Here is a 13,474-nt window from a genome sequence, read left to right on the forward strand (position 1 = left end):
TTTAAATCCACTTGTCTACATGGTTAGTGACTATAAACCCGCTTTTCACCTCTTTACGAAGCAATGTCAATGCGGATTTAACTTTTTCTTCCTCATCTATGAAGGAAATGACCATGGGCGTTTCGTCGAAACTGAACAGGTCGTTGGGGCGGCTCAGGTGCTTACCGTCGAAGCCGAGGCGGCCACGGTACACGGTCGCTCCCTGCACTTTTTGTTTGACTAAAAACTGCATAATGTATTCAAACAGCGGAATTTCGTCCTTCCAGTGATCGGCACTGATGAAGATCTGGGCTTGAAGCATATCGGGAGGGGTTAGTAGCCGAACGATAAACCTTTGAGTTGCATGACGCCTTTTGTCACGACATTTTCGCCTTCTTTCAGGCCGCTGAATGCGACGATCCTGTCGCCGATCTGATCGCCGATATTGACCTCGCGACGCTCGAAAACCTGCGGAGCTGTCTTCAGAAAAACATAATTGCGGCCCTGCACGGTAACCAATGCATCTTTATTGATACTGAGCTTTTTGCCCTCACTCAAACCAAAAGCGACTGTTCCGAACATCCCGGCTTTCAGTTTGCCATTGGAGTTGTTGATGTTCACGCGCAGCTTGATCATCCGGGTGGTCTGGTCCACGAGGTCGGCGATGTCGTCGATGGTGCCGGTGAAATCCTCGTTCGGGAACGCGGTGAAGCGGATGGTGCATTTGCCGCCTTTTTTCACCTGACTGATGTCGCTCTCGGGTACGTCGCATATGATGTACGCGGTGCCTGCGGGCGCGGTGCGGAGCTGTTTCGGCTCGAAACCGCCCGCTTTCAGCTTGGTTTCGTGCTCGATAATGGCTGCCCGTTCGTTGATGAGGCTGGTTTCCTCCATCGACAACGCGGTTTGCGATTCGAGCAGGTCCTTACCGGTGGCGGCGCCGTGTTCCTGCAAATCCTTGATGCGGGAAAGCTCGGTTTTACGCTGACGGATGTTGATGTTCTGGATCTGGTTAATCATCGTCAAATGCTGCAAAAGCTGGGTATAGTTACCCGCAAGCTCAGGATTATCGAACAACACGATGTTGCCCGAAGCGCCCTCGTTCGAGCGCAGGACGGTGGCGGAGACTTTCGCCGGCGCGGTCACATTCGCCATGAGCGAGGAGCTGGAAATCTTTTCAGTCTGGAAAAAATTCGCGCTTTCGGCCAGCGGAAACGATATTTTGGTACCCGAGGCATTCACCACCGGCGAAGAATTGTCCGGTACGGGCTTGTTAGCGGCTTTGTTCTTGCAACCTGCCATTAATATCATGGCCAGGCAGGTGCAAACGAGTATGTTCTTCATGATTATTGCGCGATTTGATTGATCATTCCGGATGCGTAAAGGAGGTCGATGTAGCTCTGGCGGTACTGGCCGAGGACATCGTAATACTGCTGCTGCGTATCGAGCCAGCTGCGCTGGGCTTCCAGGAAGTCGATAATCGTCGTCCCGCCACGGAGGTAAGAATATTTAACACTGTTAAGAATTGTTTGGGATTGAGTTAGTAACTGATTGAAATTCTGCAAGTTTTGCTTGTGTGTGACATAGCTTTTGTAAGCGGTAAGGATTTCGGTCTGCGCTTGCGTCTCGGTGGCACGGAGGTCCTGTTCGGCTTGTTGTTTCAGCACCTGCGACTTTTTGATCTCGCCCTGGTTCCTCGAAAAAATGGGTATTTCGATGGTCCCGTATACGCCCATGTAATGTGCCTTGTTCTGCGGGTTATAAATGAGCCCCAGCTCAGGCACGGGCAATGCACTGGATTTTTGCAACTTGATGTTGGCATCGGCCACATCCATCGTCGATTTGATAGCCTGGATATCGGTACGGTTCTGCAATGCCTGCTCCACAATGGCGTCCATCCGGTCGGGAAATGCGAAGGCAAACTGGTCGGTGGTGTCGATTTGGATCGAGTCCTGGACGCCGATCAGGAATTTCAGGTTCGAAAGCTCGTTGCGATATTGCTGCGATGCCGATTTGAGCTGAATGTCGTACTGGTTTGCGAGCAGCTCCGTGCGGGCGAGGTCGGTGGTAGTGATCACCTGGTTTTTCAGGCGCAACCGGTTGATATTCGCCAGTGAATCCACATTAGCCTTCGCAGTGCCCAATAAATCGAGCTGCTTGCGAGCTGCCCAGACATCCAGCCATTTCTGCGCAACTGACTGAAACAGATGGCGTTCTGTGTCGGCATATTGCTTTTGGGTGAGCCTGACGTTTTGCTGTGCGAAATTAATCTTATTCTCTCTCTGTACAGGCAACTGAAAAGGCTTGGTAAGCTGCCACCAGATTTGTCGGTTGGCACCATTAAACCAGCCGGTGTTTTCAGGGAACTTGGAGGCCTGCACGAGTTGCAACGACTGGTTGTTCAATATCAGATTGGGGCGGAGCTGCGCCGTGGTAATGTCGGCCTGCGAGATGTCGACATTGAATTGCTCGCGTTTGAGAATGGGGTTATTGGACTTTGCCGTTTGCAGGGCTTGCTGCAAATTATAGGTTGTCTGAGCCCTGGCCGACGCCATCCCCACCAGAACCAGGAGGAGAACCCGCTTTAAAACTGGATAGCACATGTTCGTTTAGTTTGAATTACCTGCGGGCAAAGGTTCTCAGTCGTGCTAAAAATGGTATTAAAACTGTTTTATAAAACCATTAAAATTCGATTATAAATAAATTAGAGCGCGTTGTAAAAGCGGTATTTGGGCACTGAACTGGATTTTGAGAGAAAATAAGTACTTTGCCAACCAATAGGGAATAATAGTAAAATAGAACTACTATTACAATATTTCTACATGCATTTCATCGTAGCCTTCTTTTTGATCCAATATGCCCACTCCGTCATGCAGCATACGGAGCACGCCTCCAGATGGGATAACTTTTTCAAGTACGGACGTATCGTCGTTTTTTCGCTGGTCGCGACGTACTATATAGCGGAGTCGCCCGACTGGTTTGGATGGATATGGAACCTGGGATTGCTCGGACTAGTGAGATTTTTTAATCAAAACGACGATTTCAAGTCGATTCGGTCCACAGCGCAATCGGTATTACCGTTCGTGGGAATATCAATGGTGAGCGACTTTTTCGAACAGGTATTTCCCAAGTTTTTTCATAGTTACGAGCAATTTTTTCAGATCGCGCTTTCCTTCGCATTCATTTTCTGTTTTGTCATCTGGTTTTACGCCCGCAAGCAGCAGAACGTTCTGGCACAGGAGCGGGAAGAGCGGCTGCGCGAAGAACAGATCGCAAAGGAGACGAAACTGTCGCTCGAATACCTAGTAGCAGAGCGTACACAGGAACTTACCCAGCAAAAGGAAGAGCTGCAAAAGACCATCGAAGAATTGAAGGCAACTCAGAACCAGTTGATACAAAGCGAGAAAATGGCGTCGTTAGGTGAGCTTACCGCCGGAATCGCGCATGAGATCCAAAACCCGTTGAACTTCGTCAACAACTTCTCGGAGGTCTCCGTGGAGCTCTGCCAGGAGCTGGAAGAAGAGATCGACAAAACCAATATCGATGATAACGATAAGGAGTATATTAAAGGCATTATCGGCGACCTGAGCCAAAACCAGCAGAAAATCACGCACCACGGTAAACGTGCCGATTCCATCGTGAAGGGAATGCTGCAACACTCGCGGGCGTCGTCGGGCGAGAAGGAGCCTGTGGACGTGAATGCGCTCGCTGACGAGTATATGCGCCTCGCATACCACGGCCTGCGCGCGAAGGACAAGGAGTTTAATGCGGCATTGGTAACCGATTTCGATGCGACGATCGGGACGGTCAATGTGCTGCCGCAAGACCTTGGCCGCGTTTTCCTCAACCTTTTTACCAATGCATTCTACGCCGTGGCCGAGAAAAAGCGGAAACTAACCGAAGCCGGGCAGCCGGGCGATTACAGGCCGGAAGTGAAAATCAGTACCAAGAAATTTGATAACAAACTATATATCAGGGTTTCGGACAATGGAACGGGTATGCCGGAGCATGTGAAAGCGAAGATATTCCAGCCGTTTTTCACCACCAAGCCGACCGGTCAGGGAACTGGTCTGGGGCTTTCGATGAGCTATGATATCATCACCAATGGTCATGGCGGCGTGCTCGAAGTAGATACGGTGGAGGGAGAAAGAACCGAATTCCGCATTACCATACCCATCGCCTGATTAGCCATACATAATTATTATGAAAATATTGGTTGTAGACGACGAGGAAGACGTGAAATCGCTTTTCGAGCAGAAATTCCGCCGCGAGATCCGTGGGGGGCAATTCGAGTTTTCGTTCGCGTTTTCGGGTGAGGAAGCATTGGAATTCATGCAAAACCATCCTTCGGAGGTGGTTATGATCCTTTCGGACATTAATATGCCGGGCATGAGCGGGATCGAATTGCTGAAAAGGATCCGGGCCGATCACCCATCCGCACCACCGCAAGTGATGATGATCACCGCCTACGGTGACGCCGCCAACCACGACCAGGCCATGCAGCTCGGAGCCGACGATTTCCTGACCAAACCTGTCAATTTTAACGAACTGAAAGAGAAACTGCTCCTGTTATGAAAGCCAAAATACTCGTAGTGGACGACGAGGCCGACCTGCAACTGCTGATCAAGCAGAAGTTCAGGCGGCAGATCCGCGAACAGCAATATGAATTCATTTTTGCTGAAAACGGCCTGCAAGCGCTCGAAATGCTGGCAGAGCATCCCGACGTCGACATGGTATTGAGCGACATCAATATGCCTGAAATGGACGGCCTGACGCTCCTCGTAAGGCTGGGCGAACTGAGCCCGATCCTGAAATCGGTCATCGTTTCGGCTTATGGCGATATGGACAATATCCGCACCGCCATGAACCGCGGCGCATTCGATTTCCTCACAAAACCGATCGATTTCCGCGATTTGGAGGTCACGATGGAAAAAACGCTGCAATATGTTGCGCAGCTGAAAGACACGCTGAAAGCGGTTCGTGAAAATGATATTCTGCGAATGTACGTCGATGCCTCGGTGCTGCAATTCATGACGCAGGAGACGTTTGAAAAATCGCTTATGACCAGTGAAAACATCGAAGGAACTGTCGTTTTTATGGATATGTGCGGCTTCACAGCTATTTCCGAGAAAGAGCAGCCAGACCGGGTCGTGAAGCTGATCAATAAGTATTTCGATGTGATGGTGAAGGAGATCATCGCGCAAGGCGGGCACGTAGATAAGTTCATGGGCGACGCGGTAATGGCCGTTTTTCGTGGAGAATATCACCTCGATCGGGCGGTAGAATCTTCGCTGGCGGTTCGCAATCATATCAATGGTTTTAAAGAAGAGTTGTCGGATCAGTCGGGGTATTTTCCGAAGGTTTCCATAGGCATTAACTCGGGCGAAATGGTATCCGGGAATATTGGTTCGGCTGCGTTGAAACGGCTAGACTATACGGTGATAGGCGATGTCGTGAATGTGGCCCAGCGCCTGCAGTCCATTGCCAAACCAGGGCAGGTAGTGGTGCCGGAATCGGCCTATGAGAAGCTCAAAGAAGCATTTAAATGCAGCCTGGTGGGCGAGGTTAATCTCAAAAACAAGTCGAACCCGGTATTGATCTACGAAGTGCTCGAATAGCTATGCAAATCGATAAGGCTGAACAATATGTGCTCGAACGGCTGGAAAAAGAGCTGGACCCTACGCTTTTTTATCACGGCATCCATCACACGCTCGATGTAGTACAGGCATCCGCTGAAATAGCTGCTTTGGAGGGCATTACAGACGAAGAATCATTGACGTTGCTCCGCACGGCCGCTTTTTACCATGACAGCGGATTTATGGACACCTATCAGGGCCATGAAGAAGCCGGTTGCGCGCTCGCACGAGAAGTTTTGCCCGGATTTGGCTACACGGAAGGTCAAATCGGAGCCATATGCGGGATGATCATGGCTACCAAGATCCCCCAAAGCCCCAAAAACATGCTGGAAAGGATCATTTGCGACGCCGACCTGGATTACCTCGGTCGCGACGATTTCGAGGGCATTGCAGCCACTTTATTCGAGGAATTGAAGGTAAGGGATATGGTGGAGGATATTCCTGCATGGGATGCCGTGCAGGTCAGGTTTCTGGAAGCGCATTGCTATTGGACACCTTCCGAGCAGAAGCGCCGGGATGCCACCAAAGAGCAGCATCTCCAACAGCTCAAAAATGGGGCACGCGCGTTATAAACGGCGCATTTTCTCGTTTTGCACGCGGATACGCTGGCACAGGATGCGCAGCACATTGCGCAGGATTTCGTCGCGTTCCTCCATCAGTTCAAAGAAATCTTCCTGGTCGATGCGAAACACCAGCACGTCGGTTTCGGCTACGGTGGTGGCCGAACGCGGCTCGGTGTCGAGCAATGCCAGCTCCCCGAAAATCTCGCCTTTATCGAACAATGCAAGCTGTTTCGGACCGTCGTAAATGCCCATCTGGCCCGTGTAAATGATGTACATCGAATCGCCGAGATCGCCCTTGGCGAATATTTCCTGGCCGTCGCTGTAAGTCACCTCCTTCATGATCGGGGCGATGGAGCTGAGCACGTTTTCAGGCGTCTGCGCGAAAAGCTGGGTGTTTTTAAGGACGATCACCCTTTCCATTTCGGAAATCTGCTGGGTAGGTTCGGCGTGTTTCATAGGGATTCTAAGCGAGAATTTAAGGTCGGGGCGCAAGGCGAGGATTGCATATCGTTCGTGCACTGCCTCGCGTATCAGGCGCGATGAATGGTTGGCGAGCTTTTCAAGATGGATCAGATCGGCTTCGGTGATGTCGCATTTGCCGACGGCGAGCGCGATGGTCCAGGTCGTGAACGACCGCTCTTCCTGCGAAAGAATGGTGGTGATCAGCGACAGCCCGGGATCGACGTTGCCCATATACTGACGCAGCGCGTCGCGCTTTTTCTGAATGGAAATGTTTTCGAACAATGCGTGCAGCGATGGGTACAGCATACGCGGCAAAAGGCTCTCGATCAGTTCGAGCGAATTGGCACGTTTTTCCTTGCTCGCATGCCGGATTCCCTTCCATGCACTCTGTACAGCTTCCTTATCATACTGCATCATGAAGAGGTAAAACAGCCTTTGTGCGGTGAGTTCGAGTTCGTACTCCAACGCATTGTTCCAGGTAATATCGTTTTCGGAAGCATCCATTCCGTTGAGCAGCTGCCCTGCGTGAATCAGCTCTTTTTCAACAAATTCAGGGGTAATTTCTTTATAATCAGAGATTAAAGTATAGTGGCTCAGGGCTTTTAATGCTGCAATTTGGGTGAAACTATCGATATTTTCGATATGAATATCACTTTCCTTCCTTTTAGTATTGGATATATTTTCAGTATTAATTAAAAATTTACGCTGGTAAATATTTTTAATAAGGTTGAAAAGTATTTGAAGTATAAATTCATGTCTACCTTTTTCAGCCGTTTTGATGAACGTCCGGATGCGGTCGCCGGTGGTATCCTGCTGCAACCATTCCTCGATAATGCGGATCCCGAGGTCGCCGGAGTTGATCATCGCGTGAATGGTCGAAGGTGTTAAAGTGCCGGTGAGCACCAGGCGCAGATCGCGTAGCAGGGCGGGGGAGCCCACAGTGGCGGCTACCTCGATGGCATAGTTGCGCACGCGTTGTGAGCCGTTATGAATGCAGCTTTTGAGCAGATTTTCGTAAGTGTTGATGCCCGTTACTTTCAGGCAGTCGAGTGCAGCCAGCTGGTCGCTTTCCTGCTCCGAGCCGAAGAGTCGTTGCAACGTGCCGTGGATTAGTGGCAGGGCCTTCCCGGCTTCCCAGCAACCGATGATAGTGCCCTTCACGATGTCGAGATCGTCGTGTGCGAGGAAGCGGGCGGTTTGCTCTTCGTTCAGGCGCCCGTTTGCACAGGCGAGACGCACGGCAAGGACCTGGCAGGCGGCGTCGGGTTCGTTTTCGATGTATTGGATAAATGCGCTTGAAAGCTCGGGTTTGTCGAGTGCCGAGAGTGTTTGCAAAGTCTTTAACCTCACCTGTACAAACGGGTTTTTCAGCAGCTCGTCGGCGTGTTTGCGGAAGAGCGAAACCTTGTTGCGTGCTAGCCAGTCGATCGCATTCAAAACCTCTTCTTTGCGGTCGCTTTGGAGGTTTTCGGTGATGATCGGCAATGCTTCTCCGGGAGAGGCCATTTCGCCGCTACGGATAAACCGCTTGCTGATCGCCGATTTCAATTCCTGCATGTAATGGCGGTAGGTTTTACGGAACACTACCAATGCACCCAATGCGAACAGCAACGACAAGTCGAAAGTAAGGCTGATATCGCTCCAATGCTGCGTGTAGATGATCCAGAGCATCGCACCAGCGATGAGCATCCCCAACGGCTCAAAAAGTCCCTTCGCAAGCGTGTGACCTTTTAAACGCGTTTTGGTAGAAAGCGGCTGGAACAAAACGAGGAAAACCGGGTCAAAAATTGTCCTTCTTACCAGCTCGAAAAGCAGGTAGGCGATGCAATAATAGACCAGCAGAGAAGGCTCGTCCTTACGGAAATACGAAGAAATGAGCAAACCGAGCGAGATGGCAATGGTCGTCAGCGGCAGCAGGTATAAGGTAAGCTTGATCCCGAAACGCTCCACAGTTTTGCCTGAAAGGAGCATTTTAACGAATGTCGAAATTACGTAAGTGGCTGTCAGCAGCGAGCCGACGAAGAAAATCACGTCGTGCTGGCTGTGGAATTTGTACTTCACATTCACGAAGAAGTGGTACTCGATCCACGTGGCCGTGGCCGCAATGGCGACCATTCCAATGCAAAGTGAGGTAAGCAGTTTGTTGCCGCCAAAGTACTTCTGGATAATACGGGAATCGGATTCCGTCGCACGCGTGCGGGCGTGGTGCGGGTTCGGAATGTCGGTATGCCGGAACGTCAGGATCTGCGTGTAGAATGCCAATGCAAAGAAAACCAGCGAAATAGCCAGCAAAATGGCCAGCACCGAAGGCGAATGAATTAGTATCGCAAGCACGGCACCCAATGCTTTGGCCGGCATGTCGCCCGAGCCGATCACGCTGAATAACCGTTTGCTTTGCCGCACATCGAAAACCAATGCGGATAGGCCCCAGAATTCCAGGTTGATAAGCAAATAGATGATCCGGTATCCCACCATCACGGCAATAGCTGTGGCAACACCGTGTCCGACCAGCAGCAGGCCCATTACGATCACCACCATGAACAGTGACGAGAGCATGGTGCCGAGGCTGAGCTTTTTCAGTAATAAATGGTGTTCGAAATACTCATAGATTTTCCCCGAGGCCATCACAGCGAGCGCGGCGGCGATGTAGGCAAGCGGCAGCGAGTATTCGGGATGGTTTTCGAGCAGGAGCACATTGGCGGAGACATAGACCAGCGTGGTACCTACATTCGTAAAAAAGTTATGAAAGAAAAAAAGGATCGTTTGCGGATTAATAGACTTCGTGAAGCGGTTTTGGCTTAGAAATGGGATCATAGAAGTGGAATGCTAGCGTCGCTACTGTAAAGTAAACACTTATTATTCCTTTTAAAAACCTGAAACGGTCACTTTCCGGCCTTTAAAAAGCCGGAAAGTCTGATCCTCAACCCCGTATGATCAGTACGGAGGGAGAGTTGGAGAGCCACACGCTGTGCGATTCGACGGCCTTGATCCAGCTGTCGAGGCTGATCACCATCAGGTCCTGGCTTTGCAGAAAGTCTTTTTCAAGCACATTTTCATAGAGCATGGTCACGTTTTCAGGCGATTTTTCCTGCAAAGCATCCAGTGCCTCGCCGGTCTCGACGTGCTGGCTTACGGTCTGCGACGGGTCCATGATCGTCATTCGCAGCCCGCTTACGGCCGAAAGGCGTTCGGCGAATGGAAGCAGGCGTCGGTCCTCTGGTGTGAACAGCGGCATGAAAACGCTCTTGACCTGTTCCAGGTTCTTTTCAATCAGAATGCCGACAGGTATCTTCACCGACCGGATGATATGCGTCGTACGCTCGTCGAACACATCGGCGTGGAAGAGCTTTTCTTTGCCGGTAATGGTATCAAACAGGCGCTCGCGGCTCACGAATTTGGATGTGAAACCCAATATTTTGCCTAAAAAAGTACCTTCAAAAACCGACTTGCCGATCCCGATCATAAGCATGTCGAACTCGCCGTCGTTCGCTATTTCGATGATATCGTGCTCGATATTCTGGGAGGGTTTGAACAGGGATGTGAAAGTAGTATTGAGCACGTGGGCCTCTTCGTTGATCGGGCGGAAGGTTTCGTATTGGTATTCTTCGGTATTGACCTGGTTAAGATAGCTGCTGGGCGACAGGTGTAATGCGGTGATATGCTGCTCATCGGGCTGCCTGGAAACCAGCTTGTCGGCCAGGCGGAGCATTTTGCGACCTCCCTGGGGACTTGCAAACGCAATGAGTACTGAGAAACGGGACGGCTCGTGTAATTGATGAAGTTCGTCCCATTTCGCGCCAGGAAGGAATTTATCGATCAGGTCGAGGGCTGGCCCTGTCATACAAGTTGTTGCAAGGGCCATAATCACCATCATCGCGAATATTTCGGGGGAAAGCACACCGATATCATAGCCGATATTGAGCACTACGAGCTCCATCAGGCCCCGGGTATTCATTAGTGACCCGATGATGAGGCTATCGCGCCAGGATTGTTTAACGAACCGTGCCGCTACTGCGCTTCCTATAAACTTGCCGGTCACAGCTGCGAGGATGATCATCCCGGTGACGGCCCACAAATGCGGGTCATTGAGCAGGCCTATTTGCGTTCTTAATCCGGTGAAAACGAAGAAGAGGGGCAATAGGAGCACGAGCGAAACGTCTTCCACTTTTTCGATGAAAATATTGCGGAAGCGCTGGTTCGCCGGCATGATGACCCCGCCCATAAACGCCCCGAAAAGGGCGTGGATGCCGATTATCTCGGTACAATAGGAAGAAAGAAGAAGCATTAAAAAGAACACGGCCACTACGGGCTTCGTGAGGCCTTCGCGATAGGCATAGTGGTCTCCGATGCGTTTGAGCAACGGTTTTACCACTTTCAGCATGACAATAACGTAACCTGCCGCAAGCAGGATGGTGTAAATCGCGCTCACAAATTCGCCGGCTTTCACGATGGCGATCACGGCTGCCAGGATACACCAGGCGGTAATATCGTCGGTAGCGGCGCAGGTGATGACCATCATGCCCAGGCGTGTACGCGACAGCCCACGTTCCTGCACAATGCGTGCGAGTACGGGGAATGCGGTGATACTCAGTGCAATACCAATGAATAGGGAAAAAGAAAGGAAGCTGATTCCCTCCGGGGCAAAGTCGGTGTACATGTACAATGCGAGGCCCACGCCCAATGCAAATGGGAGAATAATACTGGCGTGGCTGATCACGATGGCTTCCTGCGCCTTGGTTTTCAAGACGTTCAAATCCAGCTCCATGCCGATGATAAACATGAAGAGTATTAATCCCACCTGGCTGAGAAATTGCAAGTTGCCTAGTGAGTTAGCCGGGAAAACCAATGCGGATACTTCGGGATAGAACATTCCCAGCACCGAAGGCCCCAGGAAAATACCCGCAGCGATCTCGCCGATCACAGTCGGCTGGCCGATAGTCTTGCACACCCAGCCGAACAGCCGGGCAACGATGATGATAGTGACGATTTGAAGCAGGAGCGTGGCGAGCGGGTGGTGGATGTTATGCCCGAAGGTATCTGTAAATTGCTCCCAGGAAGAGGTGGTTGTCTGTTTTTGGGTAATCTGGCCGGCTTTTTCGAGAAATGTGCCCTGTCGGATAAAGAAGTAAAGCAGGGCCGAGAAAATTCCTATAGTAATGCCGTAAAATAGTACGTTGCGAATGTTCTTCATCAGTACATATGAGAGTGAAGCGCGCAAAATACTGAATTAAGCCGAAAGATGGTAGGACTTGGCGCCCTACCATCTTTCAAAAAGCTAGCTCCAAAGGCGGTCGTGCGAACGTTTTTCGTTCCAGTCGGGCGTAGGGGCGAAGTAGGACTTGTCCTTCGGATGCAGGTGTTTCTTCACCTCCTCGTCGACCAGCTCGATGCCCAGGCCGGGAGCTTCCAGCGGCACAGTAGCGTAGCCTTTGTCGATCAGCTTGCGCCCGTCAGTGGTTTTCACGAGGCTTTCCCACCAGGGCACGTCCACCGAGTGGTGTTCCAATGCGAGGAAGTTCTGGGTAGCGGCAGCGCAATGCACGTTGGCCATGAAGCTCACGGGCGTACCTGCGAAATGCATCGCCATGGCAATGCCGTGATCCTCTGCATAATCGCCAATGCGTTTCGTTTCCAGCAACCCGCCCGATGAGGCCAGATCAGGGTGAACGATATCTACCGCGCGCTGTTCGATCAGCGCCTTGAAACCCTCTTTGAGGTAAATGTCCTCACCGGTGAGTGTCGGAGTTTCGAGCGCATCGGAAATGGTCTTCCATTGGTCGGTGTATTCCCAGGGCACCATGTCTTCGAACCACGCGAGGCGGTATTTATCGAGTGCTTTGCCCAGACGAATGCCATTATTTAAGTCAAAATGGCCATAATGGTCGGAAGACAATGGAATTTCGTAGCCTACCACACCGCGTACTTCTTCTACGACCTTGGCCATTTCTTCAAGCCCTTTCGGAGTGATCTGGATTGCGGTGAAAGGGTGCTTGGTGTTTGCATAGGAGTGGTAATCGCCCGCCCATTGTGAGAAACCTCCGCCCCAGAACTTGTTGTTTACGACGCTGTTCTCATTGTTGCGCAGCATACCGATTGAAATATCCATTTTAAGCCAGGTGTAGCCCTGGTCCTGGGTACGGTATTTGATTTTTTGCTTAAACTCATTGATATCGTTCGACTCGGGCGTATCCGCGTACAGGCGGACTTTGTCGCGGTAACGGCCGCCCAGCAGCTGCCAGCAAGGGACGCCATACGCCTTGCCGCAAAGATCCCAAAGTGCCATTTCCACTCCGCACACGCCGCCGGCCTGCCGGCCATGGTAACCGAACTGTTTGATCGATTTAAACAGCTGCTCCACATTGCAAGGGTTTTGTCCCAGCAAATGACTTTTCAGGAACAATGCATACCGCTCGTCGGCACCGTCGCGCACCTCGCCGAGGCCGTAAATGCCCTGGTTGGTATCGATGCGGATAATAGGTGTCCGGCCCACATTCTGCACAATGCAATACCGCAAGTCGGTGATTTTCAGTTCCGAAGGTTTAGAGGCACGGCTTACTTTGGAAGTCGCCTGTGCAATGGTGTCCTCGGTGGACATCGACATGAAGCCTCCCAGCGCAATGCCGCCTACCGCCGTTTTACGCAGGAAGTTACGGCGACTATCCCTGGTAGCAGGATTCGCAATTTCCGCCGCAGCGGCCGCTTTCTCAGCGCTTTCAACTTGTTTATTGGATTCAATGATTTGTTTTAGGATGTTTTTCATAGTTTTTAAGGTTTACTTCGGCTTTCGGCTGTCGTACTTCGGCTTTTGTCGGAGAATCCTCGAAAACAAAAGCC

At 51.1% G+C, this 13,474-nt stretch carries 10 protein-coding genes; 4 read left to right on the top strand and 6 right to left on the bottom strand.

Translation table 11 applies throughout. The annotated features are described in order from the left end of the window. Position 1: 1 nt before the first annotated feature. Genes ACQ4MZ_RS21365 through ACQ4MZ_RS21375 form a run of 3 tightly spaced genes read right to left on the bottom strand, consistent with a single transcriptional unit; the run spans position 2 to position 2,582 of the window. Positions 2-301, bottom strand: coding sequence for a DUF190 domain-containing protein (locus ACQ4MZ_RS21365; RefSeq protein WP_106598220.1), 300 nt, complete (start codon positions 299-301; stop codon positions 2-4). Positions 302-312: 11 nt separating this feature from the next. Next, positions 313-1,323 carry an efflux RND transporter periplasmic adaptor subunit gene (locus tag ACQ4MZ_RS21370; protein ID WP_430848282.1) on the bottom strand — a complete coding sequence of 337 codons (1,011 nt, stop codon included), beginning with the start codon at positions 1,321-1,323 and terminating at the stop codon, positions 313-315. A 2-nt stretch (positions 1,324-1,325) separates the two neighbouring features. Then, the gene (locus ACQ4MZ_RS21375) at positions 1,326-2,582 is read right to left on the bottom strand and encodes a TolC family protein (RefSeq protein WP_430848284.1); all 1,257 of its coding nucleotides are present in this window, start codon (positions 2,580-2,582) and stop codon (positions 1,326-1,328) included. A 219-nt stretch (positions 2,583-2,801) separates the two neighbouring features. Here ACQ4MZ_RS21375 and ACQ4MZ_RS21380 point away from each other — a divergent pair, with 219 nt between their 5' ends. The 4 genes from ACQ4MZ_RS21380 to ACQ4MZ_RS21395 are packed head-to-tail and all read left to right on the top strand — an operon-like array spanning position 2,802 to position 6,187. After that, a complete protein-coding gene (locus ACQ4MZ_RS21380; RefSeq protein ID WP_430848286.1) occupies positions 2,802-4,163 on the top strand; it encodes a sensor histidine kinase in 1,362 nt (453 codons plus the stop codon). A gap of 19 nt (positions 4,164-4,182) precedes the next feature. Further along, positions 4,183-4,554, top strand: a complete 372-nt coding sequence (locus tag ACQ4MZ_RS21385; RefSeq protein WP_430848288.1) for a response regulator — start codon at positions 4,183-4,185, stop codon at positions 4,552-4,554. Next, a complete protein-coding gene (locus ACQ4MZ_RS21390) occupies positions 4,551-5,597 on the top strand; it encodes an adenylate/guanylate cyclase domain-containing protein (RefSeq protein ID WP_430848290.1) in 1,047 nt (348 codons plus the stop codon). The genes ACQ4MZ_RS21385 and ACQ4MZ_RS21390 overlap by 4 nt, the downstream gene beginning before the upstream one ends. 2 nt (positions 5,598-5,599) lie before the next feature. Further along, positions 5,600-6,187 (top strand): HD domain-containing protein, encoded by a 588-nt coding sequence (locus tag ACQ4MZ_RS21395; protein ID WP_430848292.1) that lies wholly within the window; start codon positions 5,600-5,602, stop codon positions 6,185-6,187. Here ACQ4MZ_RS21395 and ACQ4MZ_RS21400 read toward each other — a convergent pair. The 3 genes from ACQ4MZ_RS21400 to ACQ4MZ_RS21410 all read right to left on the bottom strand — a co-directional run bounded on the left by ACQ4MZ_RS21400 (position 6,182) and on the right by ACQ4MZ_RS21410 (position 13,400). Continuing rightward, positions 6,182-9,454, bottom strand: a complete 3,273-nt coding sequence (locus tag ACQ4MZ_RS21400; RefSeq protein ID WP_430848294.1) for a cyclic nucleotide-binding domain-containing protein — start codon at positions 9,452-9,454, stop codon at positions 6,182-6,184. The two genes, ACQ4MZ_RS21395 and ACQ4MZ_RS21400, sit on opposite strands and share 6 nt — an antisense overlap. Positions 9,455-9,560: 106 nt before the next feature. Further along, positions 9,561-11,831: a cation:proton antiporter gene (locus tag ACQ4MZ_RS21405; RefSeq protein WP_430848296.1), complete on the bottom strand. Its 2,271-nt coding sequence runs from the start codon at positions 11,829-11,831 to the stop codon at positions 9,561-9,563. 84 nt (positions 11,832-11,915) lie between these two features. Continuing rightward, complete coding sequence (locus ACQ4MZ_RS21410) at positions 11,916-13,400, bottom strand: mandelate racemase/muconate lactonizing enzyme family protein (RefSeq protein WP_430848298.1); 1,485 nt, start codon at positions 13,398-13,400, stop codon at positions 11,916-11,918. Positions 13,401-13,474 lie beyond the last annotated feature (74 nt).

It is taken from the genome of Dyadobacter sp. BHUBP1, assembly GCF_050587785.1.
Taxonomy (GTDB): domain Bacteria; phylum Bacteroidota; class Bacteroidia; order Cytophagales; family Spirosomataceae; genus Dyadobacter.